Annotated in this window: 22 protein-coding genes; 11 read left to right on the plus strand and 11 right to left on the minus strand. The window is 66.6% G+C overall.

Translation table 11 applies throughout. The features are described 5' to 3' along the window. Positions 1–205 precede the first annotated feature (205 nt). Together ACEN8G_RS22530 and ACEN8G_RS22535 are read right to left on the minus strand one after the other, a co-directional pair. Positions 206–691: an SRPBCC family protein gene (locus ACEN8G_RS22530; RefSeq protein ID WP_413417474.1), complete on the minus strand. Its 486-nt coding sequence runs from the start codon at positions 689–691 to the stop codon at positions 206–208. Beyond that, the gene (locus ACEN8G_RS22535) at positions 672–1,037 is read right to left on the minus strand and encodes an ArsR/SmtB family transcription factor (protein ID WP_413417476.1); all 366 of its coding nucleotides are present in this window, start codon (positions 1,035–1,037) and stop codon (positions 672–674) included. Before ACEN8G_RS22535 ends, ACEN8G_RS22530 begins: the two co-directional genes overlap by 20 nt. Positions 1,038–1,132: 95 nt before the next feature. Between ACEN8G_RS22535 and ACEN8G_RS22540 the strand changes: the two genes are divergently transcribed. After that, positions 1,133–1,552, plus strand: coding sequence for a VOC family protein (locus ACEN8G_RS22540; protein ID WP_413417478.1), 420 nt, complete (start codon positions 1,133–1,135; stop codon positions 1,550–1,552). 181 nt (positions 1,553–1,733) lie between these two features. Here the strand turns inward: ACEN8G_RS22540 and ACEN8G_RS22545 are convergent, their stop codons facing one another. Continuing rightward, positions 1,734–2,426, minus strand: a complete 693-nt coding sequence (locus tag ACEN8G_RS22545; protein ID WP_413417480.1) for a helix-turn-helix transcriptional regulator — start codon at positions 2,424–2,426, stop codon at positions 1,734–1,736. A gap of 126 nt (positions 2,427–2,552) precedes the next feature. Here ACEN8G_RS22545 and ACEN8G_RS22550 point away from each other — a divergent pair, with 126 nt between their 5' ends. Next, a complete protein-coding gene (locus ACEN8G_RS22550; RefSeq protein WP_413417482.1) occupies positions 2,553–2,960 on the plus strand; it encodes a GFA family protein in 408 nt (135 codons plus the stop codon). A 208-nt stretch (positions 2,961–3,168) separates the two neighbouring features. On the opposite strand, the gene ACEN8G_RS22555 is transcribed toward ACEN8G_RS22550, so the two are convergent. After that, a complete protein-coding gene (locus ACEN8G_RS22555; protein WP_413417484.1) occupies positions 3,169–5,550 on the minus strand; it encodes a TonB-dependent receptor in 2,382 nt (793 codons plus the stop codon). 168 nt (positions 5,551–5,718) lie between these two features. Here ACEN8G_RS22555 and ACEN8G_RS22560 point away from each other — a divergent pair, with 168 nt between their 5' ends. Next, complete coding sequence (locus tag ACEN8G_RS22560) at positions 5,719–6,858, plus strand: serine hydrolase domain-containing protein (RefSeq protein ID WP_413740698.1); 1,140 nt, start codon at positions 5,719–5,721, stop codon at positions 6,856–6,858. On the opposite strand, the gene ACEN8G_RS22565 is transcribed toward ACEN8G_RS22560, so the two are convergent. The 3 genes from ACEN8G_RS22565 to ACEN8G_RS22575 all read right to left on the minus strand — a co-directional run bounded on the left by ACEN8G_RS22565 (position 6,855) and on the right by ACEN8G_RS22575 (position 8,630). After that, positions 6,855–7,067 carry a hypothetical protein gene (locus ACEN8G_RS22565; RefSeq protein WP_413417488.1) on the minus strand — a complete coding sequence of 71 codons (213 nt, stop codon included), beginning with the start codon at positions 7,065–7,067 and terminating at the stop codon, positions 6,855–6,857. The two genes, ACEN8G_RS22560 and ACEN8G_RS22565, sit on opposite strands and share 4 nt — an antisense overlap. 118 nt (positions 7,068–7,185) lie before the next feature. Beyond that, positions 7,186–7,677 (minus strand): hypothetical protein, encoded by a 492-nt coding sequence (locus ACEN8G_RS22570; RefSeq protein ID WP_413417490.1) that lies wholly within the window; start codon positions 7,675–7,677, stop codon positions 7,186–7,188. A 65-nt stretch (positions 7,678–7,742) separates the two neighbouring features. Beyond that, positions 7,743–8,630: an AraC family transcriptional regulator gene (locus ACEN8G_RS22575; RefSeq protein WP_413417492.1), complete on the minus strand. Its 888-nt coding sequence runs from the start codon at positions 8,628–8,630 to the stop codon at positions 7,743–7,745. A gap of 181 nt (positions 8,631–8,811) precedes the next feature. Between ACEN8G_RS22575 and ACEN8G_RS22580 the strand changes: the two genes are divergently transcribed. Continuing rightward, positions 8,812–9,642: a hypothetical protein gene (locus ACEN8G_RS22580; protein WP_413417494.1), complete on the plus strand. Its 831-nt coding sequence runs from the start codon at positions 8,812–8,814 to the stop codon at positions 9,640–9,642. A gap of 22 nt (positions 9,643–9,664) precedes the next feature. On the opposite strand, the gene ACEN8G_RS22585 is transcribed toward ACEN8G_RS22580, so the two are convergent. From ACEN8G_RS22585 to ACEN8G_RS22595, 3 genes are read right to left on the minus strand one after another with little or no spacing between them, the layout of a single operon-like run. Then, the gene (locus ACEN8G_RS22585) at positions 9,665–10,615 is read right to left on the minus strand and encodes an aldo/keto reductase (RefSeq protein ID WP_413417496.1); all 951 of its coding nucleotides are present in this window, start codon (positions 10,613–10,615) and stop codon (positions 9,665–9,667) included. Next, a complete protein-coding gene (locus tag ACEN8G_RS22590) occupies positions 10,612–10,773 on the minus strand; it encodes a hypothetical protein (RefSeq protein WP_413417498.1) in 162 nt (53 codons plus the stop codon). Before ACEN8G_RS22590 ends, ACEN8G_RS22585 begins: the two co-directional genes overlap by 4 nt. Before the next feature lie 4 nt (positions 10,774–10,777). Further along, on the minus strand, positions 10,778–11,035 hold the full coding sequence (locus tag ACEN8G_RS22595; RefSeq protein WP_307116286.1) for a hypothetical protein: 258 nt from the start codon (positions 11,033–11,035) through the stop codon (positions 10,778–10,780). 118 nt (positions 11,036–11,153) lie between these two features. On the opposite strand from ACEN8G_RS22595, the gene ACEN8G_RS22600 reads away from it, so the two are divergent. The 7 genes from ACEN8G_RS22600 (at position 11,154) to ACEN8G_RS22630 (ending at position 21,107) form a co-directional block, all read left to right on the plus strand. Continuing rightward, positions 11,154–12,107 (plus strand): ArsR/SmtB family transcription factor, encoded by a 954-nt coding sequence (locus ACEN8G_RS22600; protein WP_413417500.1) that lies wholly within the window; start codon positions 11,154–11,156, stop codon positions 12,105–12,107. Next, entirely contained in the window at positions 12,104–13,018 is a 915-nt protein-coding gene (gene metF / locus ACEN8G_RS22605; protein WP_307116284.1) for a methylenetetrahydrofolate reductase, read from the plus strand. Before ACEN8G_RS22600 ends, metF begins: the two co-directional genes overlap by 4 nt. 127 nt (positions 13,019–13,145) lie before the next feature. After that, the gene (locus ACEN8G_RS22610; RefSeq protein WP_413416193.1) at positions 13,146–14,192 is read left to right on the plus strand and encodes a homocysteine S-methyltransferase family protein; all 1,047 of its coding nucleotides are present in this window, start codon (positions 13,146–13,148) and stop codon (positions 14,190–14,192) included. A gap of 95 nt (positions 14,193–14,287) precedes the next feature. Beyond that, positions 14,288–16,903, plus strand: coding sequence for a methionine synthase (gene metH / locus ACEN8G_RS22615; protein ID WP_413416192.1), 2,616 nt, complete (start codon positions 14,288–14,290; stop codon positions 16,901–16,903). Positions 16,904–17,100: 197 nt separating this feature from the next. Continuing rightward, on the plus strand, positions 17,101–18,363 hold the full coding sequence (locus tag ACEN8G_RS22620) for an NRAMP family divalent metal transporter (protein WP_413416191.1): 1,263 nt from the start codon (positions 17,101–17,103) through the stop codon (positions 18,361–18,363). A gap of 78 nt (positions 18,364–18,441) precedes the next feature. Then, positions 18,442–20,040, plus strand: coding sequence for an MFS transporter (locus ACEN8G_RS22625; RefSeq protein ID WP_413416190.1), 1,599 nt, complete (start codon positions 18,442–18,444; stop codon positions 20,038–20,040). Between the two features lie 50 nt (positions 20,041–20,090). Next, positions 20,091–21,107 carry an alanine racemase gene (locus ACEN8G_RS22630; protein ID WP_413416189.1) on the plus strand — a complete coding sequence of 339 codons (1,017 nt, stop codon included), beginning with the start codon at positions 20,091–20,093 and terminating at the stop codon, positions 21,105–21,107. A gap of 59 nt (positions 21,108–21,166) precedes the next feature. Here the strand turns inward: ACEN8G_RS22630 and ACEN8G_RS22635 are convergent, their stop codons facing one another. Then, complete coding sequence (locus ACEN8G_RS22635; RefSeq protein ID WP_413416188.1) at positions 21,167–25,000, minus strand: TonB-dependent receptor domain-containing protein; 3,834 nt, start codon at positions 24,998–25,000, stop codon at positions 21,167–21,169. Positions 25,001–25,051 lie beyond the last annotated feature (51 nt).

The raw sequence follows: 25,051 nt of genomic DNA on the forward strand, positions 1-25,051 counted from the left end.
GAAATCGGCCCAATTCCAGTCGCTTGTTTAGGTACGCCGCTGGTGTCCGAGCATCGGGTGTTCCTGCCTGCGTTGCATTTTAAGCTTCCACCGCGAAGGCCGGGGCCCAGTTTCGGCGCATTATCGATGGCGCAGGAACCTCACGAACGACATTGCAACTGGGCCCCGGCCTTCGCCGGGGATCAGTGCAGTATGTCGATGGCGCTCAGTCCATCTCCCCCAGCAGCTCCGCCAGCTGGGCGAACTGCTCGGGCAGGCCTTCCGCGGCGCCGATGCCTTGGTCGAGCGCTTCCTTCGACGGATAGCGTTCCTGGAAGGTCACCAGCGTCTTGCCGTCCTGTTCTTCGAAGGTGACCGAGGAGATCGGGCCGGTATCGCCGCCTTCCTCGTTGGTCCAGACGATGCGTTGGTTCGGCTCGACTTCGAGATATTTGCCGAAGAACGCCCAGACCTGGCCGCCTTCGCCGTCGAACTCGATGCGGTAGCCGCCGCCGACCCGGACATCGAGCTCGCGGACGTGCATCGGCACGCCCATCGAGCGGGGCGCCCACCAGCGCTGGAACAGCTCGGGGGTGGTCCATGCTCGCCAGACGAGGTGCGGCGGGGCGTCGAAGAGGCGGGATGCCGCCACTTCGGTGTCCGAGATGCGCTCCACCCTGGTGGCGCCGAGGTCAGTGGCGTTCAGGCTCATCCTTGTTCTCCATGGCTTTGAGTTCGGCGATCACGTCGTCCAGCGCGTCGAAGCGGGCGTGCCAGCGCTGATGGTAGTTGGCGATCCAGCCCGCTTCCTCGGCAAGGCCCTGGGCGCCGAGCCGGCAGGTGCGCACGCGGCCGACCTTCTCGGTGACGACCAGCCCGGCGCGCTCGAGCACCCCGACATGCTTCTTCATGCCGGTGAGGGTCATGTGGAAGCGCTCGGCAAGGTCGGTGATCGACGCCTCGGCCCAGGCGAGCTGCTCGAGCACGCCGCGCCGCGTGGCGTCCGACAGGGCGGCGAAGGAAGCGTCGAGGCGCGTGGCGGCGGAATAGTGAACCATATGGTTCAGTGTTAGCGCAGGGCGGACCTGCATGCAAGTGCAGGGAACCTCTCGTGCGCGCTGCCGGTTGCCTTTGGCAAAGAGGAGCGCTTGCCATGGAACTGCATCGCGGACGATTGATCGACCATATCCAGCTCGTCGTGCGCGACCTGGCGGCGAGCCGGCGCTTCTACGGCACGGTGTTCGAAGTGATCGGCGTGCCGATCGCCGGCGAGGGCGACGACTATTTCTGGGCGGACGAGCTGTTCATCTCGACCGCGGACAGCGAGGCGGCGGCGGGCAAGCTCACCGGCAGGCACCACATCGCCTTCCAGGCGAAGGACCGGGCGATGGTGGACCGCTTCCATGCCGAAGGGCTGGCGGCGGGTGGTGAGGACAACGGCGCGCCGGGCGAGCGGCCCTATCATCCGGGCTATTACGGCGCGTTCCTGATCGATCCGGACGGGAACAACATCGAGGCGGTGTATCACGGGCCGGCAGAGATTTCGGCGGATAGCGTGGTGGTGACGTTCTAGGGGATGCCCGAGGAAGGTTTTAAGATCGTCATCCCCGCGAAGGCGGGGATCCAGAGCCAAGGGCGGCAAGCGTAAGGCGGGTCCCGAACATTTCCGGCAGCCATCGGTATGATTCCAGCCTCTACCCGAGCTACCCTGGATCCCCGCCTTCGCGGGGATGACGATGATGGATATGAGAGGGTCAGTCCTGGCCCCGCTCCCGCACTTCCTTGAGCCAGCGCGCCCGGAGCTGCGCGGTGCTGCCGGGGATCATGTCGTCGAGGAAGGCCGCGGCGGCGATGCGGTCGAGGCGGAAGGTGCGGAAGCCGGTGCGCAGCTCGCACCAGGCGACGACGACGCGGGTGGTATCGGCATAGCCGATCATCAGCGGCCAGATCACCCGCTGGGTCGCACGGCCTTCGCCATCGGCATAGTCGAGGCGCAGTTTGCGGCCGGCGCGGATCCAGGCGCGCAGCTGGGCGGCGTCGATGCCGTCGACCGGCCGGTCCCAGGCAGGCACGGCGCGGGCGGCGGGATTGCCGAGGAAGGGGCGCATCTCCTCGGGCAGCACCGCGGCGATCTTGGCGAGCAGGTCGGTGGCGGCGCGGCCTAGGCCCTCGTCTGCATGGCCGGCGACCCAGGTGGCGCCCAATGCGACTGCGTCGATCTCGTCGGCGGTCAGCATCAGCGGCGGCAGGTCGAAGCCGCTTTCGAGGACATAGCCGACGCCCGCCTCGCCGCGGATGGGCACGCGCTGGCCGATCAGCGCGGCGATGTCGCGATAGACCGAGCGCTTCGAGGTCTCGAGCTCGGCGGCGATCGCGTCGGCGGTGATCGGGCGCGTGCTCCGGCGCAGGATCTGGACGATCTGGAAGAGGCGGTCTGCTTTCCGCATTGCTTTATCCCTGGCGGCACCGGCCCGTCGGCCGGCACCGCAACTCCTACTGCCATGCTGCTGACACCATGCTGGCAGCAGCATGGCAGTAGGTCGAGTCCCGTCAGATCAAACGGGAGCCAGGAAATGACGACCAAGACCTATCATGGCAGCTGCCACTGCGGCGCGGTGACCTTCGAGGCGGACATCGATCTCGCCGCGGGCACCGGCAAGTGCAACTGCACCTATTGCCGCAAGCGCCGCAACTGGGGGGCGCTGCTCAAGCCCGAGCAGTTCCGGCTGCTCTCGGGTGAGGAAGCGCTGGGCGAATATCAGTTCGGCACGAAGAGCGGGCACCACCGCTTCTGCAGCAAGTGCGGCATCGCCCCGTTCGGCACCGGCTATGTCGAGGCGATCGGCGGGGCGTTCGTCTCGGTACAGGTGCTGTGCCTCGACGACGTGCCGCTGGAGGAGCTGGAGGCGGCGCCGATCAACTATGCCGACGGGCTGCACGATGCCTGGTGGCAGGAGCCGGCGGAGAAGGGGATTTTGTGAGCTAGCCCTATCCTCCCCCGCAAGGGGAGGTGTCAGCCAAAGGCTGACGGAGGGGGAGGCAAGCGACCAACTATCGGTTTGATTACCTCCCCCTCCGTCGCGCTATGCGCGCCACCTCCCCCTGGCGGGGGAGGATTTCGATCGAACCTGGAAACGAAAAAGGCCGGGGCGTGAACCCCGGCCTTTCCTTTTTGCGCAGCACTGCGGCTCAGAAGCCGGCGCTGAGCGTGACGAACGCCTGGCGCGGGGCGGACGAGTGGAACACCAGCACGGTGCCCGCCGCATCGTCCGGCGCGAAAACGCTGCTGTCGAAGTTCGACGCGTAGCGCTTGTTGGTCAGGTTGGTGACGTTCAGCGACAGCTTGAGGTCCTGCACATAGGCGAAGGAGCCGTAATCATAGCTGAGGCCGAGATCGAAGGTGGTGACGGCACCGAAGCTCTGGTCGTTGGTGTAGGTATAGTAGCGGCGGCCGGTGTACTTGCCCTGGAGCGAGGCCGAGAAGCCGCTCTTGTTCACGGTCAGCACGCTGGCGAGCATCGTCTTGGGCGTGTCCACCTGCTGCTTGCCGGCGGTCAGCTTGACCACGCAAGTCGTGGTACACCAGTTGAGATTCTCGTCATAGGTCGACTTGTTGTACGAGGCCGAATTGTACCAGCTCAGCCAGGGCGCCGCCTTCCACAGCACGCCGAGCTCGGCGCCCTTGCTGGTGACGCTGCCGGCATTGTGGAAGCTGTTGCCGCAGCCCGGGTTCTGCTGCTGGTTGGTCGGGCAGGGATTGTACTGGAGCAGGCGGTTGTCGAACTTCACATAATAGCCCGACAGCGCGACCTGGAGCGGGCCGCTGACATAGCGATAGCCGCCCTCGACGCTCTTCGAGGTCTCGGGCTTCAGATACTTGCCCTGCGCGTCCCACACCGCCTGCGACACCGACTGCGGGCCGAGTTTGAAGCCACCCTGGAACATCGCCATGTTCTCGGCATAGCTGGCGAACAGCTCATGGCCCGGCGCGACGTTCCAGTGGACGCCGATCTCGGGGAGGAAATTGTCCTTGGCGACCAGCACGCCGCTGGCGAACTGGCTCGAGGCCGGCGGGGCCGAGGCGGCGATGCCGCGGATCGCCCGGGCGTCCGACCTGGAATAGGTGCTCTTGAAGCCGAAATCGACGCTCAGCGCATCGTCGAACAGGCGCACCGTGTCCTGGACGAAGAACTGCTGGGTCTTCCAGTGGGTCTCCTGCACCCATTGCGCGGTGTTCGGCTGGCCCCTCAGATACTGGGCGAGGCTGAACGGGCCGGTGACGTTGGTCCAGATGTAGCGCGCGGCGCTGCTGCTATTGTCCTCGACCCACAGGCCGGCCTGGAACTCGTTGAAGGCGACCTGCCAGTTCAGGCTGGCGAGCACGCCGGTGCGGTCGATCGTGTAGCGGGTGTCGCGGATCTGCACCGGCACGTCGTCCGCGGTGGTCGAAGTGCCCTGGTTGGACAGGCCGGTGATGAAGTTGTTGCCGGCGCCCTTGTCATTGTGGTGGTAGACCTGGGTGTGGACGCTGAGGCCCTTGGCCAGCTCGAAATCGCCCGACAGGTAGAACAGGTTGTCGTCGCGCAGGATCTGACCGTTGGTGAAGGTGACGTCGGCATTCTTCGTCGGTGCAGGCGCGGCGGCGCACTTGAACGGGGTGGTGGTCACCGTGCAGGCGGCGACGCCGACATAGGCCTGCCAGTTCGGCGCATAGCCGCCCCAGTCCCAGCCCAGGCGGTTCAGCATGTCCTTCGACAGATAGGCGTCGTCGGCCTGGTTGGTGCGCGAGACATCGGCGAAGGCAGTGATCTTGATGCCGTCCGCCTTGTACTGGACCTTGGCGTTGAGCTGCTTGCCGGTCGACTTGTTGTAAGCCGGCTGGTTCACGAACAGGTCCTGCTCGACATACTGGCCCGAGACATAGGCGGAGAAGCCGCCATGCTCGCCGGTGTCGAGGCGGACGAAGGTGCGCAGGCTGCTCTCGCTGCCCAGGGTCTGGCTGACCGCCAGCGCCGCGTCCTTGCTCGGGTCGCGGCTGACATAGGTGAGCGCGCCGCCCAGATTGCTGGTCGAGGGGATGGCGAGGCCGGCGATCCCGGTGGCGAGGTCGGCGCGGCCGAGATTCTCCGAGATCAGCGCGCGGCTGATCGTGAGGCCGTTGTAATTGTTGTAGGCGCCGTCGCCGAGCGGCATGCCGTCCAGCGAATAGCCGAGATGGGTGGTGTTGAAGCCGCGCACCTGGAGCGAGAGCGACTGCTCGTTGACGCCGAGCGCGTCGATCGACTGGGCCATCACGCCCGGCAGGAAGTTGAGCGCCTTCTGCACGCTGGTGCCGGGCGGCAGCGTGTCGAGGTTCGACGGCAGCAGGGTCGAGACCGAACGGGTCTGGCCGCTGCCGACCACGACGATGTCGCTGCTCTCGCCGGTGGCGCCGCTATCGTCCGCGGCGACCGCGGTGCTGTCCTGCGCATGCGCGGCGGGCGTGAGCGCGACCAGCGCGGCCGAAGCCGTCAGAAGAGCAAAAGCATGGCTTTGGCGCAGCCGGCGGCGCGAGGCATCGATCATGATCATTTCCCATCCCGGCGGCCGGAGGACCGCCCCCATGGGAGCCGCTAGGCAGGGTTGGCGTCGGTATCGTTACGAGTTCGCGACGTTTCAATGACGGAATGTAACTGCCGGTTTCTGTTGCCGATTGGCAACGATCGTGCAGGATGCCGCCCCGAACAGGGAGGTGGCTTGATGCGTCGTTCGGTACGATTCGGGTTGGCGGGTTTGCTGGCATTGGGAGTCGCTGCGCCGGCCGCGGCCAAGGGGCCGGACATGGACGCGGCGGTCAAGGCGGCGATGGCCGAGACCGGTGCCAAGGGCGTGGCGGTCGCGCTGATCGACAAGGGCAAGGTCGTCTCGGTCAAGACGTACGGCGCGCGCAACGCCAAGGGCGAGCCGCTGACCGCCGACACCATTATGTACGGCGCATCGCTGACCAAGGCAGTGTTCGGCTATCTGGTCACCCAGCTGGCGGCCGAGAAGAAGCTCGACCTCGACGCGCCGATCGCGGCGATGCTGCCCCAGCCGATCCCCAGCTATGGCAATCTCGATGCCTATGGCCATTGGGGCGACCTGGCCGCCGACGAGCGCTGGCGCAAGGTGACGCCGCGCCACGTGCTCAACCACGCCACCGGCTTCGCCAATTTCGCGGTGCTCGAGCCCGACGGCAAGTTGCGCTTCCACTTCGATCCGGGCAGCAACTACGGCTATTCGGGCGAAGGCATCTCGCTGCTCCAGTTCGGGGTCGAGAAGGGGCTGGGGCTGAGCGTGGAGGCCGAGCTGCAGCGCCGCTTCTTCCAGCCGCTCGGCATGACCCGGACCAGCCTGATCTGGCAGGACAGCTTCGGCACCAACCTGGCGGACGGCTGGGACGAGAACGGCAAGACCGAGCCGCATGACGACCGCAGCCGGGTGCGCGCGGCGGGATCGATGGACACGACGATCCACGACCTGGCGATCATGGCGGCGGCAATGGTGCGCGGCCAGGGCCTGCCGGCGAAGTGGCGCGTCGAATATGCCCGCGGCACCCAGAAGATCCCGAGCAAAACCCAGTTCCCGACGCTGAACAATCCCGCCGGTCCGGGCGAGGGCACGGATGCCAAGGCGGCGCTGGGGGTGATCGCCTTCAACGGACCGCAGGGGGCGGGCTGGCTGAAGGGCGGTCACAACGAAGTGACTGCGAACACGCTCGTCTGCTTGGAGAAGGGCCAGCGCTGCGTGCTGATCCTGGGCAATGACGTGCGGATCGAAAAGGCATTCCCCAAGCTGGTCAAGGCGGCGCTTGGGGAGACCGGCGTGCCGTATCGCTGGGAATATGGGTTCAAGGACTAGGTTGCCCCGCCGGCGCAGGCCGAGGGCCCCTGCGCTGGCGGGCGGACTCCGTCCTCGCGGGACCAGCCGATGACCAGCGGCCCCCAGCCGATGCCGATCATCTGACTGCGATAGGCGATCGCACCCGCGCGGGGCGCTCGCTCGATGCCGCCCGGCTCCGGCGTGGCCAGTGCGAGCAGCCGGGTGGCGACTTCAATATCGACCGCCATGCATGCGATGGAAAGAAGGCTGGCGCAGGTGCACAGCAGGACGATGCGCCGGCGCGTGGTCCTTGCCGCGCGCCGGGCCGCGGTTTCGTCTCGATGAGGCATCGCCATCCCCCCGGCCTCAGCGCATGCCTGCGCCGCGCGTCTCCGGCACGGCGCTGGGCGCGCGGCGAAGCAGCAGGCAGAAGGCGAGGATGTGGGTGATCATCAGCAGCGGGACATAGAGGATGGGGATCGCATAGGCCGCGCCCAGCTGGCCGGCGACTTCGGGGAGCCCGAGCCGGACCGCATGATAATAGTTTCCGAGCAGGTCGCCCACGCCCACCAGGTTGAAAGCGACGACAAGGACCCGGAACACGGGCCGCACCCGGAAGGTCGCGAGCGCCAGCAGGGCGAGCAGCCCGGTCGCCAGGTCTCCCCAGGCGGCGAAGGTGGCGAAACTTTCGGGCAGGCCGGGGGCGACCACGCCGGGCACGATGAACACCAGGCCGAAGAAGCGGAAGGCGTGGACCATGGCGATGGCGCGATGCACCGCATCGGGCGCCATGGTGCGGGCGCGGGGCAAGCCGTAGCTCAGCAGCCAGGCGAGCCATGCCGCATAGCCAAGAAGCATCTGCAGCTGAAAAATGAGAGCGACAGGCATGTCATGGCCTTTCTGCTTGGGCCGGGAAGTGGCGGCTATTTCAGCGGCAGGAACAGCTCGGCGACCGGCGTGTGGATCGCCACCTCCGGGAGGAGCGACAGCCAGCGCTTGCTGTATACCGGGAAGTCGCGCGCTTCCTCGCCGCTGGCCGGCAGCCAGTCGCGATAGAGGTAGAGCACTTCCGGCTCGAGGTTGTTGGACGCGCCGTTGGCGGCGCGCAGCACCGCGCAGCGTCCCCCGGGGATCATGCCGGCCTTCACCTGCAGGTCGTTCGCCTCGATCGGCTGGTCGGTCGCGACGCACAGGTCCATGCTGTAGTCGGCCGGGTCCACGGGCGTCCGTTCGGAGCGGAAGACCATGAAGGTCGGGCTCGTCTCGGGCGACAGGCCCGCTGCCTTGCGCCAGGCGATGAAGCGCTGGATGGTGTCGCCGAGCGTCGCCCGGTCGCCGCGGTGCTCGAGCATCGCCACCGGGGTGGGTGCCGTATCACGGATGGTCACGTCGTCCGGGGTGTAGATCGTCTGCATGAGCCTGGTCCTCGCATTGTCGAAGGGCCCGAAGGCCGCGAGCCACTGCACCCAGTCGGGAGACTGGCGGAAGGACGAGGGCGATTGCCCCAGCCGTTGCCGAAAGGCGCGGGCAAAGGCGTCCGGCGCGTCATAGCCGGCGTCCATCGCGATCTCGGTGACGCTGTCGGCATCCCCGGAGGCCAGCTGGTGCGATGCGCGCTTCATGCGGGCGAGCTGGACATAGCGATGCACGGACAGCCCGAAGGTCGCGGTGAACTGCCGGTGGAAATGGAATTTGGAGAAGGCCGCCACACGGCTCACCGCCTCCAGGTCCAGATCGCCGTCCAGATGCCCGTCGATATGGTCGAGCACCCGCTGCATCCGGCCATGATAGTTTCGAAGCGCCGCCGTCATCTTTCCTTCCTTCGTGGCGCCGCCAGCTAGCCGCACCGGCCAGTGCTGCGCTCGACCGATCTTGCGGTTCGGATGCGCCGGGCCGATTTCATTTCGGTGGCAAATTGAATCGCCAGCGGACGATCTTCCCAAATATGTAAGGCGGGCATTTTCCGGATTCGTTTCAGTGTGAGGGGGAATCATGTCCAATTACGACGACGATTCATATTTCCAGCCGGCGAACACCAACAATCCGGAGGCGGTGACATATTGTCCAAATGACAATCCGTTCATCACTTTTGCCGGCAGGCAGTGGTGGATCAACTATCACTGGACGCAGAACCAGGGCACCTATGTCTGGGAGCCTTTCCAGTCGATCTTCGATCCGACGATCATCCAGAACGGCGCGGACGGCATCCAGCTGCAGATCCTGGCCAACGCGGATCCGTCGGCGGCGTGGCGGACCTCCGAGGTCGTGCTGATGGACAAGCTCGGCTATGGCAAATACCTGATCACCGCGCGCGCCGATGGCGGGTCCTTCTCGGACCTGGATCCCAATGCGGTGTTCGGGGTGTTCCTCTACCAATATTCGGATGCGCCGCCGAGCAACGGCCCGAACGTCCACCGCGAGATCGACTTTCTCGAGGTGCTGCGCAATGCCGGCGGGAACGCGCAGTTCACGCTGCAGCCCTATGACGCCTTTGATCCGCACCCGGTGGAGTTCTTCAAGATCCCTTCGGGCACGAGCATGATCACGATCATCAACGACTGGTATGTCGATCAGGGCGGAAACCGCATTGCGGCCTATTCGCTCTACAGTGGCGACTGGTCGTTCGAGAATCCGCCGCCGGCGGCGAACCTGATCGCGCAGTGGGCGCCGGCGACGAATTCGACCTTCGCGACGCTGATCCCCGATCACACCGAGACCAGCTGCGAGCGGCTGCACCTCAACCTGTGGCTGATGCACGGTGCGGCGCCCCAGGGGCCGCAATCGGTGACCGTGACGCGGTTCGAGTTCCAGCCGGCTTCCTAGCCGGCCGGGCGGGCGAGGGGGCTCAGGCCCCCGCGGCCGTCAGCCGGTCGAGCTGTTCGCGGCTCAGCGTCACGTTCCAGCAACCGAGCAGCTCCTCGGCCTGGGCGACCGAGGTGGCGCTGGCGATCGGGGCGGTGACGCCGGGCTGGGCGGCGAGCCAGGCCAGGGCGATCTGAGCGAGGGTGGTGCCGGTCTCGGCGGCGATGTCGTCCATCGCGGCGAGCATCGCCGGGCCCTTGCCCTCCATGAAGGCGGTCATCCGGCCGCCGCGCACGCTCTTTCCGAGGTCGGCTTCCGAGCGATACTTGCCGGTGAGATAGCCCGAGGCGAGGCCGTAGAACGGCACGCAGCCGATGTTGTACTCGACGCAGAGGTCCTGCAGCTCGCCTTCATACTTGTGGCGGCTGAGCAGGTGATACTCGTTCTGCAGCGCGCGGTAGCGCGGCAGGCCGTCGCGGGTGGCGATGTCGAGCGCGGACTTGAGGCGCATCGCGTGGAAGTTCGAGGCGCCGATCGCCTGGACCTTGCCGGCCTTGATCAACCTGTCGAAGGCGGCGAGGACCTCTTCCTGCGGCACGTCCTCGTCGTCCTGATGCGCGAAATACAGGTCGATCGTCTCGACGCCGAGGCGCTTGAGGCTGGCGTCGCAGGCGGCGGTGATGCGGGCCGGGGCGAGCTTGGTGCCGCCTTCGCCGTCGAGCATGCCGACCTTGGTGGCGATCTTCACCTGGCCGCGCTTGTCCGACTGCCGGAGCCACTCGCCGATGATCGTCTCGGACTCGCCGCCGCTATGGCCCGCGACCCAGGCCGAATAGACGTCGGCGGTGTCGATCAGCGTTCCGCCGGCTTCGGCGAAGCGATCGAGCACCGCGAAGCTGGTGGCCTTGTCGGCGGTCCAGCCGAAGACGTTGCCGCCGAGGATCAGCGGCGGTGTCTCGATGCCGCTCGCGCCAAGGTCCCGCTGGTTGCTCATTGCTGGTTTCCGTTGCTGGCGTTGATGTCGGTCGCGGCCGCCGCCGCATCGAGATCGCGCGACTGGCTGGCGCTCAATCCGCCATGGCTGTCATCGGAGCCGTCGCCGCCGCCACAGGCCGCGAGTGCGAGGAGCAGGAGGAGCGGGGCCAGGCGCATGGGCTTATTCGTCGCCCGAGCCTTCGTCGCCCGAACCTTCGCCCGCGGCATTGCCGACCGGCACAGCCTGGTCGTAGTTGCTCTCCGCAGCGCCGAACGCGGCATTCTCGGCGGCGTTCACGTCGCTCACCGCCTCGCCCATCGTGTTGCTGTCGCCGGCGACCGATTCATTGGCCTCGGCGGCTTCGTTCTTCGCCTTGTTGCCGCAGGCCGACAGGCCGAGCAGCGCGACCGCCGCGAGCGGGAGGAAGATCTTGCGCATGGACGGATCCCTTTTGCCGTAATTGCTCCGGCGCAGGGCTAATCGGGCGCGGAGTCGCGTGCAAGGCGCATGCGATGCGTTGACCTCATATAAAGATATCTTTATATCTCTAACCGCCATGCAGCAGGCCCTCGCCATCTTCCGTGCCCTTGCCGATTCGACGCGGCTGCGCATCCTTGCGCTCGTCCGCTCGATGGAGCTGAGCGTGGGCGAGCTGGCGCAGGTGCTCGGGCAGAGCCAGCCGCGGGTCAGCCGGCACGTGAAGATCCTGTGCGATGCCGGGTTGCTCGAGCGGCGCAAGGAAGGCAGCTGGGTGTTCGTCGGGCTGGGCGCCGAGCGCAAGGTGGATCCGGTGCTGGCCGCGCTCGATCGCTGGGACGAGGCGGATCACTGGATGGTCGCCGACGAGGCGCGGCTGGCAGCGGTGCGCGCCGATCGCGCCACGGCGGCGGCGGACTGGTTCGAGAGCAATGCCGGCGAATGGGATGCGATCCGCTCGCTCCATGTCGCAGAGAGCGAAGTCGAGGCGGCGATGTCGCGGGCGCTGGGCGAGGCCGCGGTTGGCTGCCTGGTCGATATCGGCACCGGCACGGGCCGCATGCTCGAGCTGTTCGCGCCGCGCGCCGAGCGGGCGCTGGGCATCGACCGGTCGAGCGAGATGCTGCGGCTGGCGCGCGCCAAGCTTTCCGAGCGCGGGCTGGCCAATGCCGAGCTGCGCCAGGCGGACCTTTATGCGCTGCCGCTGCAGGATGGCGGGGCGGACCTCGCTATATTGCACCATGTGCTGCATTTCGCGCAGCAGCCCGGCGCGGCGATCGGCGAGGCGGCGCGGGTGCTCGCGCCGGGCGGCCGGCTGCTGATCGCCGATTTCGCGCCGCACGAGCGCGAGGAGCTGCGCAGCAAGGACGCGCATGCCCGGCTCGGCTTCTCCGACGAGCAGGTGCTCGGCTGGTTCGAGGCGCATGGGCTCGCGCCTGTCCAGGTCGAGACGCTGGAGGGCGGCGAGCTGACGGTGAAATTGTGGCTTGGTCGCAAGACCGGGCAGGTGAATGAAAAGGTGAGGGCCGCATGACTATCCTTGACCCGCTGGCGGCGCCGCTCTTCGCGGACGTGGCGGGCGATATCGACGTAAGCTTCGAATTCTTCCCGCCCAAGACGGAGAAGATGGAGGAGACTTTGTGGGAGTCGATCGAGACGCTGAGCCCCCTGGGACCGCGCTTCGTCTCGGTCACCTATGGCGCCGGCGGCTCGACCCGCGAGCGCACCCACAACACGGTGGCGCGGATCGCGCGCGAGACCGGCATCCCGGCGGCGGCGCACCTCACCTGCGTCGAGGCGACCAGGGAAGAGATCGACCAGGTCGCGCAGGAATATTGGGCGGCGGGCGTGCGGCACATCGTGGCGCTGCGCGGCGATCCGCCCCGCGCCGGCGAGAAATATGCGACGCATCCGGGCGGCTATGAGAATGCCGCGGACCTGGTCGCGGGGCTGCGCAAGCTGCATCCGTTCGAGATCTCGGTCGCGGCCTATCCGGAATGCCATCCGGATTCGCCCAATCCGAGCGCGGACATCGAGAACCTCAAGCGCAAGATGGACGCGGGCGCCACGCGGGCGATCACCCAGTTCTTCTTCGAGCCCGAGACCTTCTTCCGCTTCCGCGACGATTGCGCGAAGGCGGGGATCGACGCGGAGATCGTGCCGGGGATCATGCCGGTGATGAACTTCGCCAGCGTCCAGCGCATGTCGGCGATGTGCGGCACCGACGTGCCCGCCTGGATGGGCCGGCTGTTCGAGGGGCTCGACGCGCATCCCGCCGCGCGCCAGCTGGTCGCAGCGACGCTCGCGGCGGAACTGTGCCGCAAGCTTTATGCGGGCGGGGTGCGGCAGTTCCACTTCTACACGCTGAACCGGGCCGAGCTGAGCTACGCGATTTGCCACCTGCTGGGGGTGCGGCCGAAAGTGCCGGCGCTGGTTGGGGCGTAGATAAATTAGCCCCTCCCCTTCAGGGGAGGGGTTGGGGTGGGGGCTGTCAGCAAGCTCCCGGTCTCGATGAGATACATGCCCCACCCCAAACCCGTCCCCTGAAGGGGAGGGGCTTAAAGAGGTGAATATGACTGCACGCGAGAAACTGCTGGCCGAGGCCGCCAAGCGCATCCTGATCACCGACGGGGCGTTCGGCACCGAGATCCAGAACTGGAAGCTCGACGAGGCCGCCTATGCCGGCGATCTCGGGCTCAGCCACGACCAGAAGGGTAATAACGACATCCTCGCGCTGACCAAGCCCGAGGTGCCGGAGAGCATCCACCGCGCCTATTTCGAGGCGGGGGCGGACATTGCCGAGACCAACACCTTCTCGGCCAACCGGATCAGCCAGGCCGATTACGGCGCCGAGCATCTGGTGCGCGAGATCAATGTCGAGAGCGCGAAGCTCGCCCGCCGCATCGCCGACGAGTTCGAGGCGAAGGATGGGCGCCCGCGCTTCGTCGCCGGCGCGCTGGGGCCGACCAACAAGACGCTGTCGTTGAGCCCGGACGTCAACGATCCGGGCTATCGCGAGATCGACTTCGACTACCTCAAGGACGTCTATCGCGAGCAGATCGACGCGCTGGTCGAGGGCGGGATCGACTTCGTGCTGATCGAGACGGTGTTCGACACGCTCAACGCCAAGGCCGGCATCATGGCGGCGATCGAGGCGGCCAATGATCTTGGCCGCGACCTGCCGATCATGCTGTCGATGACGCTGACCGACTTGTCCGGACGCAACCTCTCCGGCCACACCGTCGAGGCGTTCTGGCACGCGGTGCGCCACGCCCGGCCGGTGACGATCGGGCTCAACTGCTCGTTCGGCGCCGAGCAGCTGCGCCCGCACGTCAAGACGCTGTCGGGCATCTGCGACACGCTGATCATGGTCTATCCGAACGCTGGCCTGCCCAACGAGCTGGGTGCCTATGACGAGGCGCCGGTGACGACCGCGGGCCTGGTCAAGGAATGGGCCGATGCCGGCCAGGTCAATGTGCTGGGCGGCTGCTGCGGCTCTACCCCGGCGCACATCAAGGCGATTGCTGAGGCCGTAGCGGGCCTGCCCGCGCGGCCGATCCCGGTGCCCGAAGTGCGGACCCGGTTGGCCGGGCTCGAACCGTTCACGATGGCGGCCTAGCTCGTCATCCCCGCGAAGGCGGGGATCCAGAGCCACGAACGATATCGCCTGTTACCCTGGATCCCCGCCTTCGCGGGGATGACGATGGAAAAAGAATGACTACCACCGCCTCCTCCACCAACTTCGTCAATATCGGCGAGCGCACCAACGTCACCGGCTCCGCGCGCTTCAAGAAACTGATCATGAACGGGGACTATGCCGCCGCCGTCGAAGTGGCGCTGCAGCAGGTGGAGGCCGGCGCGCAGGTGCTCGACGTCAACATGGACGAGGGCCTGCTCGACGCGCACGAGGCGATGACCACCTTCCTCAAGCTGATCCAGGCCGAGCCCGACATCGCGCGAATCCCGGTGATGGTCGACAGCTCCAAGTGGGACGTGATCGAGGCGGGGCTGAAGTGCGTCTCCGGCAAGCCGATCGTCAACTCGATCAGCATGAAGGAAGGCGTCGACCAGTTCCTCGAGCATGCCCGCAAGTGCATGGCGTACGGCGCGGCGGTGGTCGTCATGGCGTTCGACGAGACCGGCCAGGCCGACACCCAGGCGCGCAAGGTCGAGATCTGCGAGCGCGCCTACAAGCTGCTTGTCGGCATCGGCTTCCCGCCCGAGGACATCATCTTCGATCCCAATGTCTTCGCGGTGGCGACGGGCATCGAGGAGCACAATAATTACGGCGTCGACTTCATCGAGGCCTGCCGCGAGATCAAGGCGCGCTGCCCGCATTGCCATATCTCGGGCGGCCTATCGAACCTGAGCTTCTCGTTCCGCGGCAACGAGCCGGTGCGCAAGGCGATGCACTCGGTGTTCCTCTATTATGCCATCCCCGCGGGCATGGACATGGCGATCGTCAACGCCGGCCAGCTCGACGTGTACGACCAGATCGAGCCCGAGCTGCGCAAGGCGTGCGAGGACGTGATCCTCAACAAGGATCCCGAGGCCGGCGACCGGCTGGTCGCGCTCGCCGAGAAGTTCCGCGGCACCGATGCGGTGGCGGAGAAGCAGGCGGCGGAGTGGCGCGGCTGGGCAGTCGAGAAGCGGCTCGAGCATGCGCTGGTCAAGGGCATCGACGCGCATGTCGTCGAGGATACCGAGGAATGCCGCCAGGCGGTGTTCGCTGCGGGCGGGCGCCCGATCCAGGTGATCGAAGGCCCGCTGATGGACGGCATGAACGTGGTCGGCGACCTGTTCGGATCGGGCAAGATGTTCCTGCCGCAGGTGGTGAAGTCGGCGCGCGTGATGAAGAAGGCCGTCGCGCATTTGATGCCCTATATCGAGGCGGAGAAGTCGGAAGGTTCCAAGGCCAAGGGCCGCGTGATCATGGCGACCGTGAAGGGCGACGTGCACGATATCGGCAAGAACATCGTCGGCGTCGTCCTGCAGTGCAACGGCTTCGAAGTGATCGACATGGGCGTGATGGTGCCCTGGTCCGACATCCTCAAGGCCGCCAACGAGAATGACGCGGACATGATCGGCCTGTCCGGCCTGATCACCCCGAGCCTCGACGAGATGGTGACCGTCGCCGAGGAGATGCAGCGCTCGAACATGACGATGCCGCTGCTGATCGGCGGGGCGACCACCAGCCGGGTGCACACCGCGCTCAAGATCGAGCCGATGTACAAGGGGCCGGTGGTGCACGTGCTCGACGCGTCGCGCGCGGTGGGCGTGGCGACGGCGCTCGTCTCGGACACGCAGCGCGACGACTATGTCGCCAGGGTCGCGGCCGAGTACGAGCAGGTGCGCCAGGCGCGTGCGGGCCGCGGGCAGAGCGAGCTGCTGCCGATCGACAAGGCGCGCGACAACGCCTTCGAAGCGGACATGAGCCTCAAGCCCGGCAAGCCGCGCATGCCGGGCGTGCACAGCTTCGACGACTGGGACCTGAAGGACCTGCGCCAGTATATCGACTGGACGCCCTTCTTCCGCGCCTGGGAGCTGGCGGGCAACTACCCCGCGATCCTGACCGACGAAGTGGTGGGCGAGAGCGCCTCGTCGCTGTTCGCCGACGCGCAGAAGATGCTCGACACGATCATCGCCGAGAAATGGCTGACTGCGCGCGGCGTCGCCGGGCTGTGGCCGTGCCGCCGCAAGGGCGACGACGTCATCGTCCATGTCGGCGACGAGGAGCATGTCACGCTGCCGATGCTGCGCCAGCAGATCGCGAAACGGGAAGGCCGGGCGAACATGTGCCTGGCCGATTTCATCGACACCCAGGGCGACTGGATCGGCGGCTTCGCGGTCTCGATCCATGGCATCGAGCCGCACCTGGCGCGCTTCAAGAACGCGATCGACGATTATTCGGACATCCTGCTCAAGGCGCTGGCCGACCGTCTGGCCGAGGCGTTCGCCGAGCGGCTGCACCAGTTCACCCGCACCTCGCTATGGGGCTATGCCGAGGGCGAGCAGCTCGACAACGAGGCGCTGATCCGCGAACAATATCGCGGCATCCGCCCGGCGCCGGGTTATCCGGCCTGCCCCGAGCACAGCCTCAAGCCGATCCTGTTCAAGATGCTCGACGCGCATCACAAGACCGGCATCTCGCTGACCGAGAGCTTCGCGATGCTGCCGACCGCGGCGGTCTCGGGCTTCTATTTCGGGCACCCCCAGGCCGAGTATTTCGGCGTCGCGCGGATCGGGCAGGACCAGCTCGAGGATTATGCCGCGCGGCGCGGGATCGATGTCGCGCTGGCGACGCGTTACCTGCGGCCGAACCTGGATTGAGATCGGATCTGCAGGCGCCGTGTTCCTGCGCAAGCAGGAACCCAGGGCCGTCCGGTACTTCGCTACCCTGGGCTCCTGCTTTCGCAGGAGCACTGGAAAGGGGCTGCCGCATCGTCGCTAGCACCTTAATCTGGGTTGATCCCGGAACGTCCGGCAATCGATAAGGTTGTGCGATCGACACGATCCCCGGAGCCGGCATGACCGAGAAGAACAACGAAAAAACCTCGGTAACCAAGCAACTTGGCCCCGGGCTGATCACCGGGGCGGCGGACGACGATCCCAGCGGCATCGCCACCTACTCCCAGGCTGGCGCCCAGTTCGGCTATGGCCTGATGTGGACGATGCTGCTCACCTATCCGCTGATGTCGGCGGTGCAGCTGGCGAGCGCGCATATCGGGCGGGTGACCGGCAAGGGCCTGGCCGAGAACATGCGCGAGGTGATGCCGCGCTGGCTGCTGACCCTGCTCGTCACCGTGCTGTTCGTCGCCAACACGATCAACATCGGCGCGGACATCGCCGCGATGGGCGATGCGGCGCAGCTCGTCGCCGGCTGGGGCGATCACTGGTTCACGATCTTCTTCGCCTTCGCCAGCCTGATGCTGCAGGTGTTCGTGCCCTATCACCGCTATGCGCGGGTGCTGAAGTGGCTGACCCTGTCGCTGCTCGCCTATGCCGCGGTGGTGATCGTGGTGAAGGTCGACTGGGCGGCGGCGGCGACCGGGCTGGTGGTGCCCAAGCTCAGCGGGCCGCAGGCGATCGCCACGGTGGTGGCGATCTTCGGCACGACGATCAGCCCCTATCTCTTCTTCTGGCAGACCGCGCAGGAAGTGGAGGAGATCGAGGATGACGACGACGCCAGGCCGCTGAACGAGGCGCCCGACCAGGCGCCGCGCGAGATCAAGCGGATGCGGATCGACACGCTGGTCGGCATGGCCTTCTCGAACATCATCGCGCTGGCGATCATGATCGCAGCGGCGGCGACGCTGCACCAGCAGGGCATCACCCAGATCGACACCGCGGCCGATGCGGCCAGGGCTTTGCAGCCCGTGGCGGGCGACTTCGCCTTCGCGCTGTTCGCGATCGGCATCATCGGCACCGGCCTGCTCGCGGTGCCGGTGTTGGCGGGCTCGGCGGGCTTCGCGGTGAGCAACGCGCGCGGCTGGCGCTGCGGTCTCGAGCACAAGGTCAGCGAGGCGCCGGGCTTCTACGGGGTGATCGCGCTGGCGACTTTGCTCGGCATCGCGCTCGACTGGTCGGACATCCCGCCGATCCAGGCATTGTTCTGGAGCGCGGTGGTCAACGGCTTCGCGGCGGTGCCGATCATGGCGGTGATGATGATCATCGCGACGCGGAAGAGCGTGATGGGCGAGTTCCGGATCAAGGGTCCGATGCTCTGGCTCGGCTGGGCGGCGACGCTGGTGATGGGCGCGGCGGCGGCGGCGATGCTGATCTGGCAATAGGACCTTTCCGGACCTGTCTTGCCGCCTCGCCCTGAGCCGCTAAGCTCGCGCGCAAATTCAGGGGAAGAGGGCACCCAAATGGCGGACGGCGCGAGCGAGCCGACGGGCAAGGACATCCGGCTGGTGATCGGCGCATCGTCGCTGGGCACGATCTTCGAATGGTATGACTTCTTCATCTGGGGGACGCTGACCGCCACCGGCATCCTGCAGCACACCTTCTTCCCGGCGGGCAACGACGTGCTGGCGAGCCTGCTCGCCTGGGCCGCCTTCGCGGTCGGCTTCGGCTTCCGGCCGCTGGGGGCGGTGCTGTTCGGCTATCTAGGCGACCGGATGGGGCGGAAATACACCTTCCTCGTCACCATCACCGTGATGGGCCTGGCGACCGCCGGGATCGGGCTGGTGCCGGGCTATGCCGCGATCGGGGTGGCGGCGCCGGTGCTGATCCTGATCATGCGGGTGGCGCAGGGGCTGGCGCTGGGCGGCGAATATGGCGGCGCGGCGATCTATGTCGCCGAACATTCGCCGGGCGGGCGCGCCGGCTTCCACACCAGCTTCATCCAGGCGAGCGTGGTCGGCGGTTTCATCCTGAGCCTGGCGGTGGTGCTCGCGTTCAAGACGCCGATGCCGGCCGCGACCTGGGAGGCATGGGGCTGGCGGCTGCCCTTCCTCTTCTCGATCCTGCTGCTCGCCGTATCGCTGTGGATGCGGCTCAAGCTCTCCGAGAGCCCGGTGTTCAAGGCGATGAAGGAAGCCGGCGAGACCGCGAGCAATCCCTTCCTCGAGAGCTTCACCTATCCGGGCAATCTGCCGCGCCTGTTCGTCGCCCTGTTCGGCATCGCGGCGGGGCTGACGGTGATCTGGTACACGTCGATGTTCTCGGTGCTATCCTTCCTCACCGGGCCGATGCGGATGGACCCGACGACGGCACAGCTGATCTGCGGCGGATCGGCGCTGGTCGGCTGTTGCTTCTTCGTGCTGTTCGGCCATCTGTCCGACCGGATCGGGCGCAAGAAGCCGATCGTGATCGGCTATGCGCTGACCCTGGTGCTGCTCTTCCCGCTGTTCTGGACGATCGGTGGGGCGGCCAATCCGGGGCTGGCGGAATCGGCCAAGCGGGCGCCGGTCGTGGTGCGCGGGCCGAACTGCAATTATGATCCCTTCGCCGCGAAGCAGGCCGATGCCTGCGGCCAGATCCTCGACCATCTCTCCAAGAAGGGCATCGCCTACAAGACGATGAAGGCCGATGCGGTGGTGGTCACTATCGGCGGCGTGCCGGTGCCCGACATGCGCCCGGCCGGGCTCGACGCGACGCTGGAGGCGGCGGGATACCGGCTCGAGCGGATCGTGCCTTCGGCGGGCAACATCGCAGTGATCGTGCTGGCGATGCTGGGGCTGATGGCGCTGGCCGGGGCGACCTATGGCCCGGTGGCGGCGCTGCTCAGCGAGATGTTCCCGAGCCGGATCCGCTATTCGTCGATGTCGATCCCCTATCATCTCGGGACCGGCTATTTCGGCGGTTTCCTGCCCTTCATCAGCCAATATGTCGTCGCGCGGACCGGCGATCCCTATGCCGGGCTGTGGTACACGATCGCGGTGGTGGCGATGGCGCTGGTGGTGACGGCGCTGGGATTGCAGGAGACGGTGAAACCGCCGCGCAAGGTGCATCACCATCTTTGAATGGGTCGGGACCATTGCGGCACGGGGGCGCACCCCGTAACCGCAGGCACATGACTGCACCCCTGCGCCTGCGGCTGGACAGCGCCGCGCTCGTCTCGAACTGGCGGCATCTGGCGAAGCTGAGCGGCAGCGCCGCGTGCGGCGCCGCGATCAAGGCGAACGGCTATGGCCTGGGCTCGCGCGGCGTGGCGCAGCGGCTGGCCGGGGCAGGGTGCCGCGACTTCTTCGTCGCGACCTGGGCCGAGGCGGAGGCGCTGGCCGATCTCGGGCTGACGGTCTCGGTGCTGCACGGGCTGCGCGCCGAAGATCCGCTCGATGCGCCCTATGCCCGGCCGGTGCTGAGCACGGCGGAGCAGGTGATGCGCTGGAAGCCGACCGGGCGGCCCTGCGACGTGATGGTCGATACCGGCATGAACCGGCTGGGCGTCTCGGCCGAGGAGATCGGCGCGGGGCTGCTTGACGGGCTGGTGGTCGAGACGCTGCTGAGCCATCTCGTCTCCGCCGACGAGGACGTGCCGCTTAACGCACAGCAGCTCGCGGCATTCGGGGCGCTCAAGGGTTGCACGACGGCCAAGCGGATGAGCCTGGCCAATTCGGCGGGCATCGCGCTCGGCGCCGATTATGCCTTCGATCTCACCCGCCCGGGCATCGCGCTCTATGGCGGCTGGCAGCGGCCCGGGCATGACGCGATCCGCCAGGTGGTGACGCCCGAGGCGCAGATCCTCCAGCGCCGCACGGTGCGGGCGGGCGACAGCGTGGGGTACAACGCGACCTGGACCGCGCCGGCGGATACCGAAGTGGCGATCCTCAACCTCGGCTATGCCGATGGCTATCTGCGCTGCTTCTCGGGCAAGGGACTGGCGCAGGCCGAGGGCGTCACCTTGCCGCTGATCGGCCGCGTCTCGATGGACCTGACCGCGATCGACGTGACGGCGCTGCCGGACCTCCGCGAAGGGGGCTGGGTGACGATGTCCTATGCGCTGCCCGAGACGGCGCAGCTGAGCGGACTGTCGCAGTACGAGCTGCTGACCGGGCTAGGCCCGCGTTACGACCGGATCTGGGAATAGCAGGCACAAAAAAGGGGCCGCCTCGCTGGAGGCGGCCCCGATAGTCTTGTTCGCCTGGATCAGAAGCGGGTCGTCACGGTCAGCTTATAGCGACGGCCGATCTGGTCATAGTAATCGGCGAAGCGATAGCCGAGATCGCCAACCGTGGTCTGGTCGAGCAGGTTGGTGACGGCGACCTGGATACGGTAGCTCTCATCAACATTCAGACCGAGCGCCAGGTCGATGTTGTTCACCGACGGATAGCGCGAGTACGGATACTGCTCCTTGGTTGCCGGGAGGCCGCTCACGAAGATCTGCGTGGGCGACTGGCGGTTCCAGGTGACCTGACCATAGACCGAGCTGGTCTCGTAGCGCGCCGAGAGCTGGGTCTTCAGCGTCGGAGCGGCACGGCTGCCGGCGGCAGCGATCGTGTCGTCGAACTTGCCCGACGACGACGAGTCGTAGTTGAGCAGGTAGTAGGCGTTGCCGTGGAAGGTCAGCTTGTCCGAACCGAAGTTGAGCGCATAATCGCCGGAGAAGTTGATCGCCTTGACCTTGATGGCGCCCAGATTGAGGAAGCCGGCCTGGTAGCCGTTCTGGATCTGGAAGGCGCTGTCACGCGAGAAGTTGGCGCAGGTATTGATGCCAACCGACGCAGTCGGATCCGGATAGGTCGGGCTGTCGTAGCAGGTCTGGATGATGGTCGCGAGACCCACCGGAACGATCGTGTCGTCCAGACGGAGGTTGATATAGTCCGCCGACAGGGTGAGGCCCTTGATCCAGCGCGGCTTGAGTACTGCACCGACCGTCCAGCTGGTGCCACGCTCCGGACGCAGGTTCGGCGAACCCGAATAGGTGCCCTGCAGACCCGAGCCTGCCGGGGCGAAGCCCGCCAGGAAGGACGTGGCCGAAGCCGTGTCTGTCGCGTTGCCATTGGCGATGGCCGCCTTGATGCAGTTGGCGCGGCGAGTGCCCGGGACCGAACCCGAGTCGATGTTCGCCGGGCTGCAATAGTCGGTCGGGGTGGTGAACACCGGCTGACCACCGAGGAACAGCTCCACGATCGACGGCTGACGGACCGACTTGGTGTAGTTGCCGCGGACCAGGATGTCGCGGACCGGCGCCCAGGTGCCGGCCAGCGAGTAGATCGAGTTCCAGTCGCCGCGTGCCTTCGGGGTGATCACACGGCCCGCCAGGTTGCGATAGGTCTCGGCCTCACCGTCCTGCTTGGTCATGCGGAAGCCGGGGCGGAACTCGGCATTGCCGAGGAAGCCCAGGAAGTCGCCACCGAAGATCGGAATCGCCGCTTCGCCGCCGAACTCATAGGTCTTGGTGAACGCGTCGGTGTTCGCCGAGGGTGCCGAACGCGAGCGGCCGAGACGGTTGAGCTCGTTCGTCGAGAACTGCATGTGGTCGCGGCGATATTCGCCGTTGATGTTGACCTGCAGCGTGCCCGCCGGAAGATCGAACAGGCCGCCGCCGACCGAGGCCTGGATGAAGGTCTGCTCGGAGACGTTGCGGAACAGCGACGGGCTGAGGACATAGGCCTTCGACGCCGCCGACATCTGGTTGTAGCCGAACGGATTGAGCGGCTTGCACGAGTTGATCATGTCCTGGGTGATCGTCGGGGTGACGAGCACTTCGGTCGGCAGGCCATCGGCACCGCGCACGCGGGTGATGTTCTCGGCCGTGCCGATCGGGGTCTTGCCCAGATACTGGTTCGGGAAGACCTGCGCGCGGCAGACGATGTTGCCGTTCGCGACGCCACCGGTCGCCAGGCCCTGATCGACGGCGTCGAGCGCCAGCTGGTACTCGACGTCGGCAACGCCCCACGAGCGGGTGTTCTGCTTCGAGTTGCCATAGGTGCCCGAGATTTCGGCGTTCCAGGGCTTGCCGAGCAGCTCGAACTTGGATTCCAGGCCCGCGGTGATGCGGTAGGTTTCCTGACGGTTGGTATAGGGGTTGGCGCCGAACAGATCCTGGTTCTGGCGCGTGATGATGAAGTTGCCCTGATTGCTCGCCGCCGGCGTGATGCCGACCTGTGCGAGGACGGTGCGGTTCTGCGCCGTCAGATAGGGATTGTTGTAGTTGACCATCAACGCGGCGTTTTCCTGCGTATTGGTCAGGAAGCTCTGCGCGCCGGAGATGTTGCCGAGCGACCGGTTGAGGATGTTGGCATAGGTGTTCTCGGTGAAGAAGGTCACACCGTCGAACAGGTTGTAGCGGGCATTGGCGTTGAACACATAGCGGTCCTGCTGCGTGCGCAGCACCGTGTTCTCCAGGCTGCGGCGGAAGCCGCCATCGCCGCCGCGCGACGAGCCGAGGGTCAGCGGGGCGTTGCCGCTGATCGCGCCCGAGAAGGTGTAGGCGTGCAGCGAACCGTCGTCATTGAACTCGAGCGGCACGGCCACGAACGGCAGGACCTGGTTGATCGGGACCTGGACGGTGGTGCCGTTGACCTTCACGCTGACCAGCGAAGTATCGGTGTTCGCGATGCGCGGAACATCCGGTGCGAAGGTGCCGACGAAATAGTTCAGGTTGACGTTGGGGTTCGCAGCCAGGAACTCGCGCGCGGTGAAGCGGTTGGCCTGGAGCAGGTTGACCGCGATCGCGGTCTGCTGCGCCGCGGTCGAGCCAGTGGGCGCGGTGACGCCATAGGCCGCCAGCACCTGGGCCGCGGTCACGTTGCTGGGCAGCGCGGTCGGGGCGAAGGTGGTGAACGGAACGTTGGTCGCCTGGGTGGTGCGGCCGTTCAGGCCGTTGCCGGTCAGGTTGCCATAGGACAGGCCGACGCCCGGCGTGCCCTGGATGATCTGACCGCTGGTGACCCAATAGCCATTGTTGTTGGTGGTGATCGTGGTGCGGCCGCCGGTGGCGTTGGTCGCGTTGATCGCGAAGCCGACCGGCGCGACGCCGTTGGCGAAGGTGATGTAGTTGCTGGTCCGCAGCGTCGCGCCCGCGCCCGTGGTGATCGGGGTGTAGGGCGTGTAGAAGCTGGTGCTGTTGACGTTCAGCACGGTGCCCGGATTGCTCAGCGTCTGGGTCACCAGGCCCATGCCGAACAGGGTCGAGGCCTGGCCGTCGTCCGCCGCGCGCAGGAAGGCGCCGTTGTTCAGGTTGGTGACGTCGATGACCGCGGTGCCGGTGAAGTTCGGGTTGCGGATGCCGCCGTTGAACGGATTGGTATAGGTGCCCGGGCGTGCGTTGCGGAAGTCGCGCGCGGTCGCCTGAAGGCCGTCGTTGCGGCTATATTCGGCGGAGAGCGTGATGTTCAGCTTGTCGTCGAACAGGTTCCAGCCGGCCAGCGCGCTGAGCTGGTACTGGGCCGAATCGCCGCGCTCCGAGATGCCGGTGACGGCACGGAACTGATAGCCCTCGTAATCGGTGCGCAGGATGTAGTTGACCACGCCCGCGATCGCGTCCGCGCCATAGGCGGCGGCGCCGCCGACGGTGACGACGTCGATGCGCTGGATCAGCGACGAGGGGATGACGTTGACGTCGACCTGGCTGCCGGTCTCGTTGCCGGCGACGAACAGCGACGCTGCGTTGCCCGAGACGAAGCGGCGGCCGTTGACCAGCGTCAGCGTGCGCGCGGTGCCGAGGTCGAGCAGGTCGACGAAGGCGGCGCCCAGGCTGGCGGTCTGGCCGCCATTGTTGCCGGTCAGCGGGCTGGCGCCGGCGCCGACCAGCGGAATGTCGTTGAGTGCTTCGAGCGCGTTGGTGAAGCCGCGCGTCTCGATGGTCTGCTCGCTGACCTGAACGCCGGGGAGGATGCCCTCATATTCCGGACGGGCGATGCGCGAACCGGTGACGACGATGGTCTCGCCGGCCTGCGGATCATTTTCCGTGGCGGTCGGAGTCGGGGACGGCGAAGGCGTGGTTTGCGCGAATGCCGCGACGGGAAGAGTCAGCAAGGACCCTGCGAGCGCGGTAGCGCTCAGCAACTTTGCGAGTTTCATTTTTTG

The sequence above is a fragment of the Sphingomonas sp. Sphisp66 genome, from assembly GCF_047324325.1.
GTDB lineage: Bacteria > Pseudomonadota > Alphaproteobacteria > Sphingomonadales > Sphingomonadaceae > Sphingomonas.

Bases quoted from the DNA above. Each gene is read 5' to 3' on its own strand.
- ACEN8G_RS22610 (WP_413416193.1), top strand. From the start codon at position 13,146: ATGACTGCACGCGAGAAACTGCTGGCCGAGGCCGCCAAGCGCATCCTG.
- ACEN8G_RS22580 (WP_413417494.1), top strand. From the start codon at position 8,812: ATGTCCAATTACGACGACGATTCATATTTCCAGCCGGCGAACACCAAC.
- ACEN8G_RS22590 (WP_413417498.1), bottom strand. From the start codon at position 10,773: ATGCGCCTGGCCCCGCTCCTCCTGCTCCTCGCACTCGCGGCCTGTGGC.
- ACEN8G_RS22535 (WP_413417476.1), bottom strand. From the start codon at position 1,037: ATGGTTCACTATTCCGCCGCCACGCGCCTCGACGCTTCCTTCGCCGCC.
- metH (WP_413416192.1), top strand. From the start codon at position 14,288: ATGACTACCACCGCCTCCTCCACCAACTTCGTCAATATCGGCGAGCGC.
- ACEN8G_RS22585 (WP_413417496.1), bottom strand. From the start codon at position 10,615: ATGAGCAACCAGCGGGACCTTGGCGCGAGCGGCATCGAGACACCGCCG.
- ACEN8G_RS22575 (WP_413417492.1), bottom strand. From the start codon at position 8,630: ATGACGGCGGCGCTTCGAAACTATCATGGCCGGATGCAGCGGGTGCTC.
- ACEN8G_RS22565 (WP_413417488.1), bottom strand. From the start codon at position 7,067: ATGGCGGTCGATATTGAAGTCGCCACCCGGCTGCTCGCACTGGCCACG.
- ACEN8G_RS22625 (WP_413416190.1), top strand. From the start codon at position 18,442: ATGGCGGACGGCGCGAGCGAGCCGACGGGCAAGGACATCCGGCTGGTG.
- ACEN8G_RS22600 (WP_413417500.1), top strand. From the start codon at position 11,154: ATGCAGCAGGCCCTCGCCATCTTCCGTGCCCTTGCCGATTCGACGCGG.
- ACEN8G_RS22540 (WP_413417478.1), top strand. From the start codon at position 1,133: ATGGAACTGCATCGCGGACGATTGATCGACCATATCCAGCTCGTCGTG.
- metF (WP_307116284.1), top strand. From the start codon at position 12,104: ATGACTATCCTTGACCCGCTGGCGGCGCCGCTCTTCGCGGACGTGGCG.
- ACEN8G_RS22560 (WP_413740698.1), top strand. From the start codon at position 5,719: ATGCGTCGTTCGGTACGATTCGGGTTGGCGGGTTTGCTGGCATTGGGA.
- ACEN8G_RS22555 (WP_413417484.1), bottom strand. From the start codon at position 5,550: ATGATCATGATCGATGCCTCGCGCCGCCGGCTGCGCCAAAGCCATGCT.
- ACEN8G_RS22570 (WP_413417490.1), bottom strand. From the start codon at position 7,677: ATGCTTCTTGGCTATGCGGCATGGCTCGCCTGGCTGCTGAGCTACGGC.
- ACEN8G_RS22530 (WP_413417474.1), bottom strand. From the start codon at position 691: ATGAGCCTGAACGCCACTGACCTCGGCGCCACCAGGGTGGAGCGCATC.
- ACEN8G_RS22550 (WP_413417482.1), top strand. From the start codon at position 2,553: ATGACGACCAAGACCTATCATGGCAGCTGCCACTGCGGCGCGGTGACC.
- ACEN8G_RS22630 (WP_413416189.1), top strand. From the start codon at position 20,091: ATGACTGCACCCCTGCGCCTGCGGCTGGACAGCGCCGCGCTCGTCTCG.
- ACEN8G_RS22620 (WP_413416191.1), top strand. From the start codon at position 17,101: ATGACCGAGAAGAACAACGAAAAAACCTCGGTAACCAAGCAACTTGGC.
- ACEN8G_RS22545 (WP_413417480.1), bottom strand. From the start codon at position 2,426: ATGCGGAAAGCAGACCGCCTCTTCCAGATCGTCCAGATCCTGCGCCGG.
- ACEN8G_RS22595 (WP_307116286.1), bottom strand. From the start codon at position 11,035: ATGCGCAAGATCTTCCTCCCGCTCGCGGCGGTCGCGCTGCTCGGCCTG.